A 19295-nucleotide genomic window follows, 5' to 3' on the forward strand; every position below is an offset into this window, starting at 1 on the left:
TTGGTAAATTAATTTCCACTCCGATCATATAAGTAAATTAGAAGGAATTATCCATTTATTTGGTAAAATAAGTGCGTATCTTAAATGTGGACTTCCTGAAATATGTCATTCCCTGTTTGTCACCACTCCAAGCGATCACCACTAGGTCAACAAATAGCGATATTGCTTCTGTTTACCTGTGCGACCACGCAAGCAAGTGTTGATGAGCTTGAACGCCTGATGTCAATGAGCCTTGACGAACTGTCAAATGCTGATATCAGCGTGACATCAGTAGCAAAAAAAAATCAATCAATCAATGAAATACCAGCAGCAGTCTACGTTATTACCAATGAACAAATTCGCCGTAGCGGTGTACGTTCAGTGGCTGAAGCGCTATCACTCGCCCCTGGTTTACAAGTTACACGTATTTCAGAGTTTAATTGGCAGGTTTCATTACGTGGATTAAACGAGGTCTTATTTAATAAATTACTGATCATGATTGATGGCCGTAGTGTATACAGCCCACTGATGTCAGGAACGTTCTGGCATACCGTTGATACCGTATTTGAAGATATTGCTCGAATCGAAGTGATCCAAGGAACAGCTGGCACTATGTGGGGTGGCAATGCGGCCAATGGCGTGGTTAATATTATTACCAAAAATAGCCGTGATACCTTAGGGCATTACACCGAAGTGGCTTATGGCGAACGTGACTATCAAGAAATAAACTACCGCTATGGTGCCAGAATTAATGACAGGTTAACTGCGCGTGCTTTCATCAAGGGCGTTAATGCGGATTACTATCTAGGTCAAGATGATAACTGGCGAAACCTTCGTGGCGGTATAAGAGCAGACTATGAAGAAACCCATCGTCAAGTAACGTTTCAGGTAGGAGGCTACCAAACACGATCAGAGCATTACTGGTACTACATGAACTTCTATAGTGATCCAGCTAATGTTTTCAACGAAACGGATATCAACATATACGCCCGCGGTGCGTATGTGAGCATAGATTGGTTTGAGCAACATCACGACACCCAGTATGAACTGCATATGTGGATGGATACTAATTCCACAAATGAACCGTCTGCAGCAGGTGAATTTTATACCTTCGATATCGATACACTTGCCCATACTTCGCTAAATCACCAGCATGAACTCACTGTCGGCGGTGGTGTTCGGGTTATTCATCGCCGCACTGAACCCTACCCGGACAATTTTTATTCATATGTTGAACCATGGGGCCGCTATAGCCGTGATCCAAAAGGCACTGACATTATCGTAAATGGTTATGCCCAGCTTGAATCTCAGCTCAGTGATAAGCTTACCTCTACACTGGGAGGGAAAATCGAATACTTCTCCCTCAATGACACCGTCGAATTCCAACCACAAGCACGACTACTGTACCGATACAATGATGAACAACAGTTCTGGGCTGGGGCTGGGCGTGCCGTCGTGACACCGTCCTTTGTTGACACCAAGACAGATGCTTATTTCCTTGGCACGGTGACTATCATCGACAAGCCGACGGGGTTGCCCATTGACAGCAAACCTACGGTTGTTTATACCACTGCCAATCAAGAGCTAAAAAACGAATCTGTGACAACAGTTGATATGGGTCACCGCTATACCCCTTCATCGTCATTAAACATCGATAGCACTCTGTTCTACAGCCAATACAAAAACCTTCGCATGGAAGGAAACAGTGAATGGGGTTGTATTTATGGGCAATGCAATGACGGTTCAACATTACCGCTTGAGATGTTTGCGCTTATAGAGAATTATAGTGATGCACTAGATGCCGACACTTATGGATTTGAAACCGCTATTCGCTGGACGCCTTTCGATACCGTCATGATTAATACCAGCTATAGCTATATCCGAACCGATGCCACCTGCTCAGGCCATGTTAGCTGTGACACTACATCCCCTTCTGGTTACAAAACAAAGTACAATAACCAGCCTGCGCATCTAGTCTCATTACAAAGCTTGTGGAGTTTCGCACCCGGTTGGCAGCTTGATCTTTGGTATAAGCACAAGAGCGCTGTAACCTCTGAGAGTACATACTTCGACGCACCATCAATCAGTACGATTGATATGCGCTTAGCATGGCAGCAACAACAGAACTGGCCAAGAGTCGAATTAATTATCGATGCTATTGATAAAGATGATTACCAAGATCTAACCGATAAAGCTTATATCGATGAGACGGTATTCTTAAGAGCATCTTGGAATATTCAATAATGAACTTAAGCTACGCCTATCACTTATTGATTATAATAGGGACAAGTATCCTTACACTTGCCAGCGTTTCCGCTTATGGTGCTAATTCAACAGACCAAAGCTTTGCTGAGCATCAAATCAAAGCGGTATATATCTACCGCCTTGCTAACTTCATCCGATGGGATCATAAAACGGTGACAACGCCAATGCTATGTGCGATTGGTCGTGATAGCACTACCGTGACTTTAGAGAAGTTAATCATTAGTAGATCAGAGAGCAAACGCCTTCATACGATGATTAATTTGACTGAAGCCAGCCTGGAATGTGACCTTCTGTATATAACAGAAAGCAAACTGCAAATATTACAAACCATTCCGCAATATTCAGGCTTGCTCACGGTTAGTGACAGCTCGGAAACACTCAATCGCGGAGGCATGATAGAGTTACGCAAACTGAACCAACAAATTAAACCCGCTTTATCACTGGCAAATATTGAAAAAGCGTCCCTCACAGTCAGTTCACAATTACTTAAAATTGCAATTTTAGATACACCACACCCCGTTAACGCAGGAGGCCGCCATGAGTAAATGGATTGAAAAACTCTCGCTTAATCAACGGCTCTCTATCCCTATTATGAGCTTTATTTTATTGGTCTTCCTTGGCTTCCAGCTGATCAGCTACCAAAATTATTTAGCCATAGAACGAGATAACCTGTTAACCCGAACTGAAATTTTGGCTACAGGCGTCGGCATGAATCTTGTCGCCCCAGTCCTGTTTAACGATGCTATCTCTGCTCAAGACATTTTGACCACCCTCAAAGCAGATACATTAATCGTAAAAGCACGGCTTGAATTACCCGATCACCAAGGGTTTGCAGAGTATACAAATTCCGCATTTAATTATATTCACCCTACTCCCAAACAACAGCAGCAAATTATTGAAAATTGCCATCTGTTTGGTGCTGAAATGCTCTACATTATCGTACCCGTTATGCTCAATGATGAAAATATTGCGCATATCCACATTGCAGTATCACTTCAGGCACTACAAGATATACGTATTAACCACTTAAAAATTAGCCTATTTTTATTACTGCTACTCTCTGGCACCAGTGTCTATATTATCAACCGATTGCAGTTGTGGATTGTCAATCCCATTACCCAGCTCAAACGCGGAATGCGTCGGATCATTATCGGTGATAAACATCAGCCTATCCCGCAGGGTAAATACGCCAACGATGAGTTGTATGAACTCACTCGCGGCTTCAATACGATGGCAGAAACCATCAGTCAGCGAGATAATGAGCTACGTCAAGCCATGAATGAACTAGGAGAAGAAAAAGCCTTTGCTGATGAGGTTATTGAAACGGTACAACATGCCCTTATTGTGGTTGACACTAATGGGATAGTCACCTTAACCAATAAATCCTGTTATCCTGTTTTCAGCCAACCCATCAACAATCTGATGGGTAAATTTCTCATTGACATTATCGCACCTGTTGACCGTTATGCTTTTCAACAAATACTGAATAATGTTTTGGCAAAAGGTGATGAACTCAATCACCTACTTATTGACGGAAACCAATACACAGGCGGTGTCAGAACATATCAAATTGTCAGCCGTCCTTTACGCCATAGAACTCAAACGTTATTTGCCGTAGAAGATGTCACTGAACGCCATCAAGCTGAAAGACAGCAAAAAATGGCCGCAAAAGTTTTTGATAACAGTCAAGATTCAATCTTACTTCTTGAGCTGGACGGCCAAATAACGATGGTGAACTCAACCTTCCAGCGGCTAACTGGCTATAATGAGCGTGAAATTTTAGGTAAGCATTTCTTACAATTTATTGATCCAGTTGAATTTGAATACATTCGTGAAGATATCGATTCTGCTCTGGATATCGACAACCAGTGGCACGGTGAAATTCACACCTACTCAATTGATGGTGAACAACTGCCGCTATTTGTCCGTATTAATCAAATCAATAATATGCATAATCAAGAACAACAAACGGTCGTTATTGCTTCAGATCTACGCTCAAGCAAAGAAATGAAGCGACTTGAACATCTCGCTAACCATGATCCACTGACAAACCTTGCGAATCGCGTTAAGCTTCATCAGGCTCTACAAACCGCATTAACTCAGCAAAAAACAACCCATGAAATCTTTGCAGTACTGTTTATCGATTTGGATGGCTTTAAAGACGTCAATGATAATTACGGCCATGATATTGGCGACCAAGTACTGAAGATCATTGCCGAAAAATTACGAAGAACAGTACGTAACAGTGACATGGTTTCCCGCTTAGCGGGTGATGAATTTGTTATTTTACTTTCGACCGTTAAACAATACATCACCGTTCAACAAACCTGTCAGCGATTGTTCCAACGGATCTGCGAACCAATGAAAATAAACGATAAAACATTGTCCGTGAGTGCCAGTATTGGCTGTTATTACGTCAATGCTAAGGATGAACAAGACATTGATGACATACTGCGTAGAGCTGACAAAGCAATGTACGAGGCAAAATTGCTTGGTAAAGGACAAATAATCGAATACAACCGTAAAGACGAAGAGCAACCAAAGTAACACCAACATAAATAATTTTTGATTATTAATGTATAACCGCCTAAGCCAGTGACAATGATCGCTCTCGTTAAACATGACCCCACATCACAATATCAATGGGGTCTGACCAACGATCACAAGCTTAATTACGGTGGCCAAGCTGGTAGGTTCCTTTAGTGCTAAACCACACCGCTTGCTTTTTCTTTCGGCCAATGAGGATAGGGCCGTCATCAAAAAACAAGAAGTTCTTCCAGTTCCGCTTAAATACACCCCATTTAGTTTCAATTACATTGTATTTTTCGTAGCAGAAGAAAACTGTCGTATTATCTTCCCAGTCAATGAAAGCCAACAGCGCCTCGGGAAGTTCAGGTTCATCACTATCCCATGCAACTTGCCAATCATGCGCCTCAGACCAAGCTTTGTCGTCAAATGCCCAATCACCTTTGGCAAAGTGATCAGCACTTGGACTTTGGCTACTAATATGCTCATTCCAAATCTGAGCCGAACGGGCTTGAGTAAATGGCTTAATCAAGGCCAAGTCTGATTCTTCAACAGGCATTGAAGCATGGGTAAAAATCCACTTTCGTGAATAACTGTCTAACTCTACGTAATTCATGTATCGACCAAAAAATATAAGACGATAAGAAATGTACCTGAGTCGATCGCATTGCGCCAGTGATTATGCCCAAGTTACCTCAAGATACATGGTTCAGCGAGCATATTGAGGTAGCTTGGGAATACACCCTACTTTTTCTGATCCCACAAGTTACTTACCCATCCTCCGACACTGTCATCATAGTGGCAGCCAGTAAAGTGTTTCTCAACAACAGGTTTATTTTCATGGTTCCCATCAAGCAACTGTGAAATGTGACAGGCCATAAGATCCCCCTGAGATGTCAAGCGCCGACGGGTCGCGATCTCTTTAATGACTTGCAAACGATATGTCGAGTTCATTTTCTTCATCTTTCACACCTCAGTCAGTTAAACCCAACTAAAAATAGAAGTTGTCTAGAAAATCGTCAACTTTCTGACATCAAATTGTCATCATCATCAGCTATCGCTCACCAACTTTAAAAAGCCATCATATCAATGTGTTAGTTACACACTCGACTATCTCATCAGTAGAGTTGAATCAGACATACACGTAACCCTCTGAATTACAATAAGCACGGCTGTAATAAAAATTTCGTTTTTATATTCAAAATACGTAACAACTATCATTTATGACGTTAACTCTCAATCTAAAGCATCCTCCGTAGGAATAACGATGCAAGAATCCGATTCCACAGACAGATGCCACCAGCAAAGTAACAATTGAAATGTAATTAATTAGCGCAACAACGCACACCTTTAAGTGACTTAGGTATAAAATGATGGCAATCATGAATAAACTTTTTGGACGCTGTCTTGTATAACTTAGCAACTAACCTTGAGCGTAATGCTGTCTTTCGAGGTCACGATACCGCGCTGATTTTCAATGACGATAAAATCGATTATCAAACTCTCAACATCATGGTCAACAAAGTGGCCAACCATCTCAAAGAACTCGGTATTCAAGCTGACGACAAAATCGCCATTTCTTGTCCAAATACTCCGGCATTTATTATCGGCTACTATGCGATTCAAAAACTCGGTGCAGTGACGGTGCCACTCAACGTCATGTTAAAAGGCCCAGAAGTGGCCTATCACCTTGATGATGCCGATGCGGTCGCTCTGATCAGTTTTGAAGGTAATAGTGCATTACCCTGTGGGGAGTACTGTTTGGAGGGTTTCAATCAATCACCAAACTGCAAGCACTTCATCACGATTGAGTCCGGCGCTGGCACCGCACTACCTGAAGGCGCACATCGCTTCAATCAGTGGCTTCAATCAGATCTTGAGAAATTTGATGCCGTCTACCGCCGAGCAGAAGATACCTGCGTTATTTTATACACTTCTGGAACAACCGGACGAGCAAAAGGCGCAGAATTAAGCCAGAGCAACATGCTTTGTAATGCGCAAGCGTGTCAGGCACTGACGAATCAAAAAGGGACCGATGTCAGTATTGCAATATTGCCGCTATTTCACACCTTTGGCCAATCACTGATCATGAATACATCCATTCTGGCTGGCAGCGCATTGGTTCTGATCCCACGTTTCGTACCTAAAAATGTGATGCAGCAAATGCAGACCCACAAAGTAACCCACCTCGCGGGGGTACCAACCATGTTTATTGGCCTGCTCGCTTTTGCTGAAAAACATGGCGGCGATTATATTGAAGACATCGCTGCAAACTTAAAAGTTGCGATTTCAGGTGGCGCATCTATGCCCGTTGAAATCCTCAAGCAATTTGAAGCCAAACTGAATGTTCCTGTGATTGAAGGTTATGGTCTATCAGAATCATCACCAGTAGCCGCATTCAATCACTTAGAGTACGAACGCAAACCGGGAAGTATTGGACAACCGCTGCCCGGCGTGACCATGAAAGTGGTTGATAATGCCGGTAACGAAGTTGCACGCGGTAAAGAAGGTGAACTCTTAATCCGTGGCCATAATGTAATGAAAGGCTACTATAAAAAACCGGATGATACCGCAAAAACCGTGGTGAATGGCTGGCTTCATACCGGTGACATTGTCCGAATGGATGACGAAGGATACGTTTACGTTGTCGATCGCTTAAAAGAGGTGATTATTCGCGGAGGCTTTAATATCTACCCGCGTGATATTGAAGAGACCTTCATGGGTCATCCTGATGTTCATATGGTCGCGGTTATCGGGATTCCTCACAAAACTTACGGTGAGGAAGCGAAAGCGTTTGTTATCCTAAAAGAAAATGCAACCTCGACAGAAAAAGATCTCATTCACTGGGGTAAAGAACGCTTGGCCGATTATAAGTACCCTCGCATGCTTGATATTGTGACAGAACTTCCAATGACGGCCACTGGTAAAATATTAAAGCGGATGTTGAAGTAACCCTTATACCCAAGTGATCGCATGAGGTCGCTTGGGTATATCATCCTGCCTACTATTATTCTGGCTAAATATTTTCGCCCCCCTCTAAGGTGGCACAACCAAGGCCTCACTGCTAACTTAATACTTTCAGTATGACGTTATGAGGCATCAATGTGCAAGCAGTGCTTTCTTTGCTATTTCTTATTTACGCGACATTATCCACTACCGCTTACGCAAGCTCTGACCCTGATCTTGGCCTTAATAACTGTACCAAAACGTTTATTTATCAACTCTTTTTCAATAACATAAAAATAGGCCAATTAAGCCGAAGCCTACGCTGGAAAAACAATCATGCCACCATATTATCCTCCAGCAAGATTAATGTACTTGCAACAAAAACTCTTTTTAAACAGCAAAGTATGATTTACTGGTCACCTGAACAACAATCTTTTGTCACCAAAAAATTCACACGACACGTGAATGGTTTAATAACCGAAACCACCAATGCAACGTTTACCGCTGAAGGAAAGCAATCTACCGTTACTACCGATAATAAAAAATTGTCATTTACCAGTACGGCTCTTCCCTTATTGGATATCGATGCCATTAGCAGCGATATACGATTAGCTCTGATTCAAGGAAAGAAAGATTTTGATTACAAGCTACAAGGGTCAGATGATGTTAATCACTATTATTTCAAAGTAATAGGTAAAGAGACTATCAACTCTAATTTCGGAAAAGTCACCGCATTCAAAGTTGAACAGATAAGAAAGAAAGATCGAAAACTGGTTATGTGGTTCTCACCCGACATTGATTACCAACTCGTCAAAGCGACTTATAAACGTAACATTCTCGACCTTAAAGCAACACTGCTTAATAAACAAATAATATGTACTGTCGCGCTTAATTTATAACAACACCCTTAGCGGCCTGTTTATACCCAAGCTACCTTAAATATCCATGCTTAATGGCAGGTCGTCCTCACTGTCGTTAGCAATCTGTCTATATGCGCAATATGCTCATTGCGCACGCCAGCAAAATTCCCATATTTTGGCTGATGCCGATCATTTTCTAATGGATGATGCCACCCCTGAGTGGTATCAATGAAAGTCTTAGCGAAATCATCCGAAATCGACAAACATCCACATAAAACCGTGTCAACATAAGTCTGCATTATTGGTTTTATCATGCATGGGGGCTCTGGTAGTGACTTGGTATAAACCCATATTGGTTGATTGGTATCAAATAGATGAGGAGTCTCAAATTGCATCGGATCTAACTCAATACGATTGTAGCCTCGTTCACGCTGATCAAACTGTGCCAGTGCCGATTTATCCACGCTAACCAATACCCCATTACACATCCCTTCCCCGACAGCAGCAACCAACGGGGAGATGGGATAATTACCTTCAACTTTACCCCAATGACGCTGTAATCCACTTACTGTCGCCGGAATGGCTTCCTGTGTTTGTCCTGTTAAGGTACGAGAGTGACGATTTATCAAACTGCCATAACCAAAAATATACATAATAATCCCTGCCTACAAATCCTGCGCTTTTACGTGTTAAGAATGATTAAATCGATAAGCCAAAAAACCGTGAAAAACGCTGCCACTCTTCAGTCAATACGGCTAAATCACCACAACGAAACTCGACAACATCCCCTGGTCTTGCCTGTGCTAACCGAGGGAGATCGACCCGCGCGACACATCCCAACTTTGGATATCCCCCCAATGTCTGTCGATCATTAAGTAACACAATCGGTTGGCCATTAGGTGGAAACTGAATCGCCCCTAAGGCAATACCTTCAGAAATAATACCATCAACATCGGCACTAACCGCTGGGCCTACCAACCGATAGCCCATCCGATCAACGTCTTGACTAACAGTATAGTTGCTGGTGTAGAAGCGTTTTTTTTCAACCGATTGAAACATCGCTTTTTGATAAGATTCGATCACCCTCAAGGTGATCGGTAGCGAATAGTCTGGAACAAATCGAGCAGCGGCCTGACGCCCTTCCAGTTCATCGAGAGGAATCACCTCATGGTGATTGATTATAATCCTGTCATTATGGGTTAGCGGCAGCCCCGGAACTAACCCGCCGATCTTATTACGAAGTACTGCTGAACAACTCCCCAATACGCTTGGCACGTCAAAACCACCCCGAACCGCAAGGTAAGCACGTAAACCATGACGGGCTATGCCGAGTTTAAGGCACTCCCCTTTATTCATAACAAAACTGTGCCAGTTAGGCACCGGCGTTCCGGCTAGTGTCGGATGCATATCGGCCCCTGTCAGCACCACTAAGCAGTCATCCGTTGCTCGAAATTGTGCCTGACCCAAGGTAATTTCGATGGTCGGACTATTGGGATCATTCCCGACTAAATAATTTGCCCAGCAATGGGCGTGCAGATCAACAGCACCGCCCTGACTCAATCCTTGCTCTGCAGCACCATAGCGCCCGATATCTTGGATCAAACACTGCATTCCTGGATGGATCACTTCCAACTCGGGCATAACTCACCTCCTTGCTGGACAAACTGCGCTTGTGAGATAGGCGTAAAAGTAACCGTATCACCCACACTAAAAGGCGTCATCGGCATCATATCAGGTGAAAATAACGCAAGGGGACAATTACCTATGATCTGCCATCCACCGGGTGAAGCGGATGGATAAACCGCCGTTTGTTGATTTGCAATACCAACACTTCCTGCCGGGATCAAAGCACGTGGTTCTCGATGACGAGGCATCGCAATTGCCTCATCAACGGCTGCCAAAAAAGCAAAACCGGGCGCAAAACCAATGGCACTCACTGTATAGGTTTTCTGGCTATGTAACTTAATCACCTGCTCTACGGTTAATCCCTTACTGCGCGCTAGAGGCAGTAAATCCGGTCCAACATCTACCCCGTAATACACAGGCAGAATAATGTGTTTAGTTTCACTCTGCTGACTGCCTGATAATTTGATGTCATCTAAATGCGCATCAAGATCGCGCAATATACCTGTCAATTCAGCAAAAGAGATCATGCGTGGCTGGTACTGGATCAAGATTGATGTATAGGAAGGGATCACTTCTATAATGGCTGGATGAGCGAGTTGATGAAGCTGTTCAACCCAGGCGCTGATGACCTGCGTCAGAGACACATCTATCTGATCACCCAAATAAATCATCACATTCGTTTCTGAAATTGGCAGGATCTGGATCATGGATGAAGATCCTCATACAGGGCCTTTACCGTCGCTATCGACTCGTCATTATCGCCGTGTACACATACCGTATCGACCTGTAAAGCTAATTGCTTTCCCGTTACGGTCATTACGCCCCCTTGAGCGAGTTTAGCGACCTGAGCTCGAATTTGCTGACTATCATGGTAAACCGCACCTGCCACATGCCGCGCCACCAGCATTCCACTGTCATCATAGGCCCGATCAGCAAAGGCTTCATAGAGCAATTCCACGTGCATTGCCATTGCCAACTGCTGATAATGCTGGTTACTCCCCCGCGCTAAAATCATCAACTTCAATGGTGTCGCACGATGTTGATTCAGCCCAGCAACAGCCGCTAATATCGCACAGAAAATATCAGTATCCGCCATCATATCGTTATATAGCGCGCCATGAGGCTTCACATAATTGACTGATGCACCCTGTAGCTGACAAAGCGCCTCCAGCGCGCCCACCTGATAAGCCACTAAAGATGTAATAGCCACAGAAGTATGTGCTATCGTGCGACGACCAAAGCCCAGCTTATCGTCATAGCCGGGATGAGCACCAATCTCGACCTTATGCATTATCGCCAGTTTGATGGTCGCAGTCATATTGTCTGGATCAGACGCATGAAAACCACAGGCAATATTAGCCATGTCTACCCATGGCATTACTGCCGCATCATTCCCCATCTTCCAGCAGCCAAAACTCTCTCCCATATCGCAGTTCAGCTTCATCGCTCATCCTTGTGCACTGATTAAATCGATATACCCACGTTACCTCAAAATACAAAACGCCGAGAATATTTTTTCACTGAATTTGAAAAGTGATATGGATTAGAACTGAGGTGCGAGGTGCGAGGTGCGAGGTGCGAGGTGCGAGGTGCGAAAGAATACAAAAATAAAAATAGCAGACAAGAAAAAAGGCTTACCTTTCGGTAAGCCTTTCTAATGAGATGGTGCCCCGGGCCGGACTTGAACCGGCACAACGCGAACGTCGAGGGATTTTAAATCCCTTGTGTCTACCAATTTCACCACCAGGGCACGCAATTCTGTATTGCGATGCGCTAACTGAATAAGTTAAACACCATCTTTGATACCGCTAAAAGCCATATCGCAATTTATTTGGAGCGACACACGAGGTTCGAACTCGTGACCTCAACCTTGGCAAGGTTGCGCTCTACCAACTGAGCTAGTGTCGCAATGGAGGCGCGTCCCGGAGTCGAACCGAGGTACACGGATTTGCAATCCGCTGCATAGCCACTCTGCCAACGCGCCTTCTATACCTAACGAGCAGTGCCGCTGCGGTATGGGTTGCATTCTACGTAAAGCACGCCTTGAGTCAACAAATAATTTATACAAAAAAATCCAATCGCCTGATATTTGTACTGAATATCAATAAGAGTATGCAATTCAACCTCTCGCTAGTTGACTATATCCTAAAAACAAGCAATTCATTATTTGTGGTTATCACCGAGACCAGCCGACAATTCATACATTGCTTCAGATGGAATAATGGCTCCAGGGTATTGAATGACAATCGCAGCTAACTGATGACCCAACTCCGCTGATACCATTGCACTACCGCCACTCAAACGAGCAGCCAGATACCCAGCAGCAAATGAATCCCCGGCAGCACAAGTATCAACGACCTTTGCAACCTTATTCGCACTGACATGGTAAACATTTGAACTGCCTGACTGAAGGTTTGTGACCACAAGGCAAGGTTCGCTTCCACGTTTAATCACTACTTCGCCACATCCAAACGCCTTGCATCGCTGTACAATATCCCCCTCCCCCCAAATGCGGTGATCATCAGCCTCACTAATTAAAGCAATATCAACAAAGGGGAGCACTTGGCTATACCAGTATTGAGCTTGCTTTGATGTCCAGATCTGTGGACGGAAATTATTATCAAACAGTACTTTTCCACCTCTACCCTTGTGCTTTTCAAGTAAAGTGATCAAAATGGCTTTGGCATCCTCCGCCAAAATCGCCAAACTTATCCCACTGATATATAGTGCATCAAAGTCATGATGCTCAATTGCTCGCTCCAATGGCGTTGAAGGAAGGGAAAAATAGAATTTTGCGGCACTGTCATTACGCCAATAGTGGAAATGACGCTCCCCACTAGGCTCAGTTTCAACTAAATAAATACCGGGTAACTTATTATCAAGCGAACGGACCATTGAGGTCTCTATGTTTTCTCGCTGCCAAGACGCAAGCATGTCCTGACTGATATTATCAACCCCTAAAGCAGTCGCATAACTCACGGTAATGTTTCGGCTTTCGCCTAGACGTGACAGGTATAATGCGGTATTCAGCGTATCTCCACCAAAGGTACGTTGCAGTGGTTGGCCGCTTAACTCCACCATACACTCACCAAAAAATGCAATCTTCACATTTACGCCTTAATCTTGTTCGTGTTTATTAAAGCGTAATTGAAGATGCAGGCCTTACATCACCACAAAGACCTGCATTTTGACTAGTTTTAGACGATTGTTTTGTCAGGATGATGTCGCCCTGAAGCGATGTACACATCAACCTCATTTAGCATGGCTTAGCCTCCCTCTGTACTACCCAACTCAGGTTGGGCAAATGTCGCTTCTTTCGCGTCTGTCGCCGTTGAATCTGAATTTTTAGTACCGGGCATCAACTCAAAGTCGGGCGTAAAGCTGGTGAGCATTCCTTTGAGCTGATTAATTACAGCACGATCGCCTTCCAATTTCGCTTTACCATTATCAATCTGCTCATCCATCGACACCGCCCCCATCATCACTTGCTCAAGATCAGCGCGATCGATCGTGATTGTAAGATCGGGATTGGGCGCTAAATGTCCTTCAATATTTGTTAAGGTCGAATTACTCAGTTCGACCGCATACTTTTCATCGTTATCCGGTGTCACGAGGTTAATCACAAATTCAGTCCCTTCGGCTTTTTCACTGTCTAACCGCACCCCGAGAAAATCAAGCCACAACGTTGTTGACATGGCTCGGATAACATCAGGTCCTGACGTTTTGGGTGTCGCTCCTGTGGGTATGCCGTTTCGTAATTCGTACGCAGCCGCAAGAAAACTGTTCCGTACGCTCGGGCTTTCTTGCTGGAAACCAACTTGTTCAAACACATCAGCTAATAAGTCTTTCGCCTTCTGATTACTAGGCTCAGCATAGACCAGCTTATTTAAGATTTCAGAGGCCATTAAATACTCCCCTTTGTCATAAAGCTCCTGACCTTTTTTGAGGATGTTATCTGCCCCGCCCATCATCTCAACATACAGCGGCGCGGAATCTCGAGGTGATAATGGGATCAATGTAGCTGGGTTGCCATCCCAGTATCCTAGATAACGATTTATCACCGCGCGGCTGTTGTGGGCCTCAGAACCGTGATAGCTGTGCGCTGACCACTGCTCTTGCAGACTCTTAGGCGGTTTATACTGATTATGCACCTCATTAACCGTGACCCCCTGGTTGGCGAGGTGTAAAACTTCATTATTCAGGTTGGCATAAATGTCACGCTGTGATCGCATGATCTCCTGAATGCGAGCATTTCCCCAGCGAGGCCAGCTGTGAGAGGCAAACATCACTTCCGCATCCTGTCCAAACAAATATAACGCGTTATTAATCTGCTTTGACCACTCAAGCGCATCACGTACCAAGGCACCACGTAAGGTGTAGATGTTATGTACCGTGCCAGTAATATTTTCAGCCGCCCAAAACGCTTTCATGTCAGGGAAATAGGTATTCATTTCTGCTGGAGCTTCGGTACCGGGTGTGTTCTGAAAAATCATCTCTACACCATCAATGGTGTGCGTTTCCGTATCATGTTTTATATACATATTAGGCGGCACTAAACCTGTGGTGCCTGCCGCCGTATTCTTTCCGATAGACTGATCGACATGACCAAATGGACTGCGAGGCAGCAACACGCCATACTGGAAAAATAGTCTGCGATTCATTGCATTACCAGCGTATACATTTTCTGCGACTGCATGCTCCATAAATCCTTCTGGAGCAATGATTTTCACTTTCCCTGATTTAATTTGCTCGTCAGTCAAGACTCCGCGGGCCCCCCCGAAATGATCTGCATGAGAATGCGAGTAAACGACCGCAACAACGGGGCGTTCACCTAGTTGCTCATTAGCAAATTTTAAAGCGGCTGCCGCTGTTTCTTTCGCGGTCAATGGATCAAAGATAATCCAGCCCGTGTTACCTTTAATAAAGGTAATATTGGCCAAATCAAAACCACGGATTTGATAGATTTTATCAGGAACAACTTCATACAGACCATACGCCATATTTAACACAGCCTGACGCTGCAACGACGGATGAATACTGTCAAAACTTTTATCTTGCAAAAGCCATTCGTAACTCGCCATATCCCAAGCCACATTACCGTCTTCTGACTTTATTTGCTTGTAGGTTGGAGCGGCAATGAATCCTTTTTTTGCCTCATCAAAATCTCGTTTATCATCAAATGGTAATGATTCTCGCTGTTGCTGTTGCAGCTTAATCGTATGATCTGACGGCGACTTACCTTTAGGATCGAAATGTTTTCCTTCTGCTGCACCGGGATCAGACAACACCTCACCCCCACCCGACGCCAGCACCGTGTTTTGTATCCCAGATAAAGCCACGCTAATGGCAAAAACGGTTATGACCTTCTTATTCATTGATTATCCCTTACTGTTTGGAGTATTGGACTCACTGAGCATATTTTGTCGCACTCTTTAACAGCCTAGATCACTCAAAAAAAGGCAGAATACCAGTTTAAAGACAATGTTCTGAAATCCAGACATGACGATAACAACTTGATGAAAATGACAGGCAATTCACATCAAACAAATACCCACAGGCGATATTTTTACCGCCAGTGGCTTTACTTTGTAATTTTTTAGCTATATGTTGTGCTTAATTGCACGATAAACCACTAGGATATTATTAATGCCTTTTTTCCCAGCCCGACAATCTGCTGCTTTACATAAAGCCATGCTCGGTGCTGTATCGTGCCTAACATCAGGCATTATTGCTGTCATTCTAGTGATTATTAACTAGGCTGGCGGCCTCTTCCGTCAGCCTGGCTGATGGAAGAATTGCTGAGTTTCTCTCCTCTTTTTCTTCAGCCAATATGACGGTCCATAATAAAAACGTTGCTTAACAGCACGAGGACTTGTCCATTGAAAAAACACAACATACTAGCCATTGGCCTAATGACATTTGCCATGTTCTTAGGGGCAGGAAATATCATTTTTCCACCTTTGCTTGGCCTTGAAGCGGGCACGCATTACCTTCCAGCTATGCTGGGTTTTTTACTAACCGCTGTTGGACTGCCAGCACTTACTCTGATTGTACTGGGACGATTGAGTGACAGTGGACAATTAACTCAAGCCCTGCCCAAGCCTCTTGCTGTTACATTCTGGGTATTACTTTTTACGGCAATCGGACCAGCATTCGGCATGCCTCGCGCTGTTACCGTCGCTTATGAAATGGGCATAAAGCCCTTCTTCTCTGGCGATCACCTGATGCTGTTCTCTATCTTTTTCGTTGGAGCAACCTTATTACTCGCTTTCCAACAAGGCAAACTGGTCGACTACATTGGCAAAATCATGACGCCATTATTGGTCTTCATGCTGGCTGCATTGGGATTAGCGGCAATCATTACCCCGCTGGGTTTACTCGAAGCTCCCATTGGTGACTATCAGCACCAAGCGACCACCAGTGGCTTGATCCAGGGTTACATGACCATGGATGCTATCGCAGCAGTCGGATTCGGTTGGGTGATCATCAAAGCGATCCGCGATACCGGTTGCTCATCATCCCGTGATGTCTTTACGGCCACGGTCAAGGTGACAATAATTTATGCCGTGCTAATGTCAGCCTGTTATTTAGCGATGGCCTATGTCGGTGCTACTTCTGCATCCATTGCTGAAGGTGCAACAAATGGTGGGGAGATCCTCACTCGCTACGTTGCGGCTGTTTTCGGTCCACTAGGCCAATATCTGCTAGGTGCCATCATCATCATGGCATGCCTGACTACCACCGTCGGACTAACCAATGCATGTGCTGAATACTATCAGCAAACCTTTCGGGCCCCATTTGCGTTTACGGCGGCTATCGTCACAACAATGACTGGTGTCATCGCCAACTTCGGATTGGATCATATCCTGGCGATCAGCCTGCCCGCGATACTCGTTTTATGCCCTATCGCCATTGCGCTCGTGCTCTCCGCCCTTTTCCTACCCACAACCAAACGTTATTTCCCGGTTTATCTCGTCATTATGGCCATCGCCCTCGCTTTCGGCAGCTTGGATGCCCTGAATATTCTGGATTTATTACCTGGAACGCTGTCAGCTCCGCTGGCAAAACATGTCCCACTATTTGCGGCTCATGCCAGTTGGTTACTTCCTGTGTTTGCCACGATAGCAGTCAGTAAATGGTTAAGCCGACAAACTGAAGATGATCAACAAGACCTTGTTCATCTTGCTAACCTCGATGGAAAAGCATCAAACATCAAGTAACACTCCGACAATGATCAACTCCTCTACAGTGCTACTGTAATTGCACTGTAGAGGGCTATATTCTGCGCAAGACATGCTACTCCTCCGCAACATTCTTTCCTCGTCTCTAGAATAATAAGTGACTAAAAATACCCATTCGGTATTTACAGATAGCGTAATTACTTATATGTTGTTTGCGTTGCCCGTAATTAAGTGACTACACACTATGTATTCAACCCTATTAAACATCGCTCAGATCACTGAATCGTTCTTGGAAACCTCCAAGCGCACGATGTTGCGTGCAACACTTTCAATTGTTTCTGTCGTCGTCCTAGTCATCGTTATCTAGGCTGACGGCCTTTTCCGTCAGCCATGCTGACGGAGAATGACTCATCTTTATTCTTTTCCTCCCAGCAAACTGACGGTCCAAATAGCCAATACCAAACTAATATGTTTTTGGTATGTAAACAGGATCCGTTCAATGAAAACAAACGACATACTTGCCATCGGGCTCATGACTTTTGCCATGTTCCTCGGTGCTGGCAACATCATTTTTCCACCATTCCTCGGACTGGAAGCAGGTAGCCAGCTTCTACCGGCAATGGCTGGGTTCTTGATCACCGCAGTGGGTCTTCCAGCGTTAACCTTGATCGTTTTCGGCCGCTTGAGCAGTAGCAGCCAGCTCACCAACCCACTGCCAAACGGGCTGGCAACGCTGATTTGGGTTGCTCTTCTAACCGCAGTTGGTCCGGCCTTCAGCATGCCTCGTGCAGTGACAGTAGCTTATGAGATGGGTATTAGCCCTTTCGTTACCGATGATCACCTGACCTTGTTCTCCATCCTTTTCTGTGCTGCCACACTTTTACTCGCTTTCCGTCCGGGAAAACTAGTCGATTACATCGGCAAAATTATGACCCCCCTGCTGATCGTAATGCTCTGTGTACTAGCCTTCACAGCAATGATTTCCCCGCTTGCACCACCACAAATTCCACAGGCAGATTTCGCAACAGGCGCACTGACTCAAGGGCTAGTACAAGGCTATATGACGATGGATGCTATCGCTGCGGTTGGCTTTGGCTGGGTTGTGATTAAGAACATCAATAATAAAGGCGTGACCAGTGCTAAAGCTGTCGCGAAAATCACCCTAAAAGTTGCGCTGATTTACGCCGTACTGATGGCCGCATGTTATTTGGCTCTGGGCTTTGTTGGTGCGACATCTTCCCCGATTGCAGCAGGCGCAACCAATGGTGGCGAGTTACTGAGTCGCTATGTTGCCCATACTTTTGGCGATTATGGTCAATATCTACTGGCGGCCATTATCATCATGGCATGCCTGACAACCACTGTTGGTCTAACTAATGCCTGTACCGAGTATTACCAGCAGACGTTTAACGTACCTTTTCGTCGTAGTGCAACTATCGTCGTTGTAGCAACCTGCCTGATTGCCAATATCGGCCTTAACCAGATCCTAGCACTCAGCTTGCCAGCTATCTTAATTCTTTGCCCGGTCGCCATCGCCCTGATTCTGGCGGCGCTGTTCTATCCGGGCGATAAAAAGTATGCCAATACCTATATCGCAATGATCATCACAGCCTTTATCTTTGGCACACTCGATGCAGTAAGTATTCTGGATATGATGCCGACAGCGCTCAATAACATACTGACGAGCTGGCTACCGCTATATAGCGCTCACGCCAGCTGGTTCTTACCTTGCAGTATGGTCTTGCTCGCTCGATCTTTTCGATCATCAACAAAATTAAGCGCAGAAGCGGCATAGGGTCTAGGATCAAGAAGCAAGAAGCAAGAAGCAAGAAGCAGAGACTAGATTGAAGCTACAAATAAAAGGCCAGCATTGTTTAGGCTGGCCTTTTTAATGCTTTCATTTAAATGAGAA

At 44.6% G+C, this 19295-nt stretch carries 15 protein-coding genes and 3 tRNA genes; 7 read left to right on the top strand and 11 right to left on the bottom strand.

The features are described 5' to 3' along the window. Positions 1 to 102 precede the first annotated feature (102 nt). The 3 genes from L4D12_RS20255 to L4D12_RS20265 are packed head-to-tail and all read left to right on the top strand — an operon-like array spanning position 103 to position 4791. On the top strand, positions 103 to 2223 hold the full coding sequence (locus L4D12_RS20255) for a TonB-dependent receptor plug domain-containing protein (protein ID WP_428449647.1): 2121 nt from the start codon (positions 103 to 105) through the stop codon (positions 2221 to 2223). Further along, the gene (locus L4D12_RS20260; protein ID WP_428449648.1) at positions 2223 to 2789 is read left to right on the top strand and encodes a YfiR family protein; all 567 of its coding nucleotides are present in this window, start codon (positions 2223 to 2225) and stop codon (positions 2787 to 2789) included. Before L4D12_RS20255 ends, L4D12_RS20260 begins: the two co-directional genes overlap by 1 nt. Next, positions 2782 to 4791, top strand: coding sequence for a diguanylate cyclase domain-containing protein (locus L4D12_RS20265; RefSeq protein ID WP_428449649.1), 2010 nt, complete (start codon positions 2782 to 2784; stop codon positions 4789 to 4791). The genes L4D12_RS20260 and L4D12_RS20265 overlap by 8 nt, the downstream gene beginning before the upstream one ends. Before the next feature lie 121 nt (positions 4792 to 4912). Here the strand turns inward: L4D12_RS20265 and L4D12_RS20270 are convergent, their stop codons facing one another. Both L4D12_RS20270 and L4D12_RS20275 read right to left on the bottom strand, forming a co-directional pair. After that, a complete protein-coding gene (locus L4D12_RS20270) occupies positions 4913 to 5386 on the bottom strand; it encodes a DUF2947 domain-containing protein (protein WP_428449650.1) in 474 nt (157 codons plus the stop codon). 128 nt (positions 5387 to 5514) lie between these two features. Beyond that, on the bottom strand, positions 5515 to 5733 hold the full coding sequence (locus tag L4D12_RS20275) for a hypothetical protein (RefSeq protein ID WP_428449651.1): 219 nt from the start codon (positions 5731 to 5733) through the stop codon (positions 5515 to 5517). A 444-nt stretch (positions 5734 to 6177) separates the two neighbouring features. On the opposite strand from L4D12_RS20275, the gene L4D12_RS20280 reads away from it, so the two are divergent. Continuing rightward, entirely contained in the window at positions 6178 to 7722 is a 1545-nt protein-coding gene (locus L4D12_RS20280; protein ID WP_428449652.1) for a long-chain-fatty-acid--CoA ligase, read from the top strand. A 152-nt stretch (positions 7723 to 7874) separates the two neighbouring features. Further along, a complete protein-coding gene (locus L4D12_RS20285; protein WP_428449653.1) occupies positions 7875 to 8615 on the top strand; it encodes a DUF3108 domain-containing protein in 741 nt (246 codons plus the stop codon). A 50-nt stretch (positions 8616 to 8665) separates the two neighbouring features. Here L4D12_RS20285 and L4D12_RS20290 read toward each other — a convergent pair whose 3' ends face one another. From L4D12_RS20290 to L4D12_RS20330, 9 genes are all read right to left on the bottom strand, one after another. Continuing rightward, complete coding sequence (locus tag L4D12_RS20290; RefSeq protein WP_428449654.1) at positions 8666 to 9229, bottom strand: gamma-glutamylcyclotransferase family protein; 564 nt, start codon at positions 9227 to 9229, stop codon at positions 8666 to 8668. 46 nt (positions 9230 to 9275) lie between these two features. Next, positions 9276 to 10217: a 5-oxoprolinase subunit C family protein gene (locus L4D12_RS20295; protein ID WP_428449655.1), complete on the bottom strand. Its 942-nt coding sequence runs from the start codon at positions 10215 to 10217 to the stop codon at positions 9276 to 9278. Next, positions 10199 to 10909 (bottom strand): 5-oxoprolinase subunit PxpB, encoded by a 711-nt coding sequence (gene pxpB / locus L4D12_RS20300; protein ID WP_428449656.1) that lies wholly within the window; start codon positions 10907 to 10909, stop codon positions 10199 to 10201. Before pxpB ends, L4D12_RS20295 begins: the two co-directional genes overlap by 19 nt. Next, the gene (locus L4D12_RS20305) at positions 10906 to 11646 is read right to left on the bottom strand and encodes a 5-oxoprolinase subunit PxpA (protein WP_428449657.1); all 741 of its coding nucleotides are present in this window, start codon (positions 11644 to 11646) and stop codon (positions 10906 to 10908) included. The genes pxpB and L4D12_RS20305 overlap by 4 nt, the downstream gene beginning before the upstream one ends. Positions 11647 to 11865: 219 nt before the next feature. Beyond that, positions 11866 to 11952, bottom strand: a tRNA-Leu gene (locus L4D12_RS20310). Positions 11953 to 12034: 82 nt separating this feature from the next. Then, a tRNA-Gly gene (locus L4D12_RS20315) sits at positions 12035 to 12110 on the bottom strand. Between the two features lie 2 nt (positions 12111 to 12112). Beyond that, positions 12113 to 12186: transfer RNA gene (locus L4D12_RS20320), tRNA-Cys, on the bottom strand. A gap of 179 nt (positions 12187 to 12365) precedes the next feature. Further along, positions 12366 to 13283, bottom strand: a complete 918-nt coding sequence (locus L4D12_RS20325) for a sugar kinase (protein WP_428449681.1) — start codon at positions 13281 to 13283, stop codon at positions 12366 to 12368. Positions 13284 to 13468: 185 nt separating this feature from the next. Then, entirely contained in the window at positions 13469 to 15577 is a 2109-nt protein-coding gene (locus L4D12_RS20330) for an alkyl/aryl-sulfatase (protein ID WP_428449658.1), read from the bottom strand. A gap of 504 nt (positions 15578 to 16081) precedes the next feature. On the opposite strand from L4D12_RS20330, the gene brnQ (L4D12_RS20335) reads away from it, so the two are divergent. Together brnQ (L4D12_RS20335) and brnQ (L4D12_RS20340) are read left to right on the top strand one after the other, a co-directional pair. Beyond that, on the top strand, positions 16082 to 17422 hold the full coding sequence (gene brnQ, locus L4D12_RS20335; RefSeq protein WP_428449659.1) for a branched-chain amino acid transport system II carrier protein: 1341 nt from the start codon (positions 16082 to 16084) through the stop codon (positions 17420 to 17422). A gap of 460 nt (positions 17423 to 17882) precedes the next feature. After that, the gene (brnQ, locus tag L4D12_RS20340; RefSeq protein ID WP_428449660.1) at positions 17883 to 19178 is read left to right on the top strand and encodes a branched-chain amino acid transport system II carrier protein; all 1296 of its coding nucleotides are present in this window, start codon (positions 17883 to 17885) and stop codon (positions 19176 to 19178) included. The last annotated feature ends 117 nt before the right edge of the window (positions 19179 to 19295 follow it).

This window comes from Photobacterium nomapromontoriensis (genome assembly GCF_050336815.1).
Taxonomy (GTDB): Bacteria; Pseudomonadota; Gammaproteobacteria; order Enterobacterales; family Vibrionaceae; genus Photobacterium; species Photobacterium nomapromontoriensis.

What these genes read in the sequence shown, in the direction of transcription:
- L4D12_RS20260 (WP_428449648.1), top strand. Translation starts at nt 2,223, where the DNA reads ATGAACTTAAGCTACGCCTATCACTTATTGATTATAATAGGGACAAGT.
- L4D12_RS20305 (WP_428449657.1), bottom strand. Translation starts at nt 11,646, where the DNA reads ATGAAGCTGAACTGCGATATGGGAGAGAGTTTTGGCTGCTGGAAGATG.
- brnQ (WP_428449660.1), top strand. Translation starts at nt 17,883, where the DNA reads ATGAAAACAAACGACATACTTGCCATCGGGCTCATGACTTTTGCCATG.
- L4D12_RS20275 (WP_428449651.1), bottom strand. Translation starts at nt 5,733, where the DNA reads ATGAAGAAAATGAACTCGACATATCGTTTGCAAGTCATTAAAGAGATC.
- L4D12_RS20255 (WP_428449647.1), top strand. Translation starts at nt 103, where the DNA reads ATGTCATTCCCTGTTTGTCACCACTCCAAGCGATCACCACTAGGTCAA.
- L4D12_RS20325 (WP_428449681.1), bottom strand. Translation starts at nt 13,283, where the DNA reads ATGGTGGAGTTAAGCGGCCAACCACTGCAACGTACCTTTGGTGGAGAT.
- L4D12_RS20265 (WP_428449649.1), top strand. Translation starts at nt 2,782, where the DNA reads ATGAGTAAATGGATTGAAAAACTCTCGCTTAATCAACGGCTCTCTATC.
- L4D12_RS20270 (WP_428449650.1), bottom strand. Translation starts at nt 5,386, where the DNA reads ATGAATTACGTAGAGTTAGACAGTTATTCACGAAAGTGGATTTTTACC.
- L4D12_RS20295 (WP_428449655.1), bottom strand. Translation starts at nt 10,217, where the DNA reads ATGCCCGAGTTGGAAGTGATCCATCCAGGAATGCAGTGTTTGATCCAA.
- L4D12_RS20330 (WP_428449658.1), bottom strand. Translation starts at nt 15,577, where the DNA reads ATGAATAAGAAGGTCATAACCGTTTTTGCCATTAGCGTGGCTTTATCT.
- pxpB (WP_428449656.1), bottom strand. Translation starts at nt 10,909, where the DNA reads ATGATCCAGATCCTGCCAATTTCAGAAACGAATGTGATGATTTATTTG.
- L4D12_RS20290 (WP_428449654.1), bottom strand. Translation starts at nt 9,229, where the DNA reads ATGTATATTTTTGGTTATGGCAGTTTGATAAATCGTCACTCTCGTACC.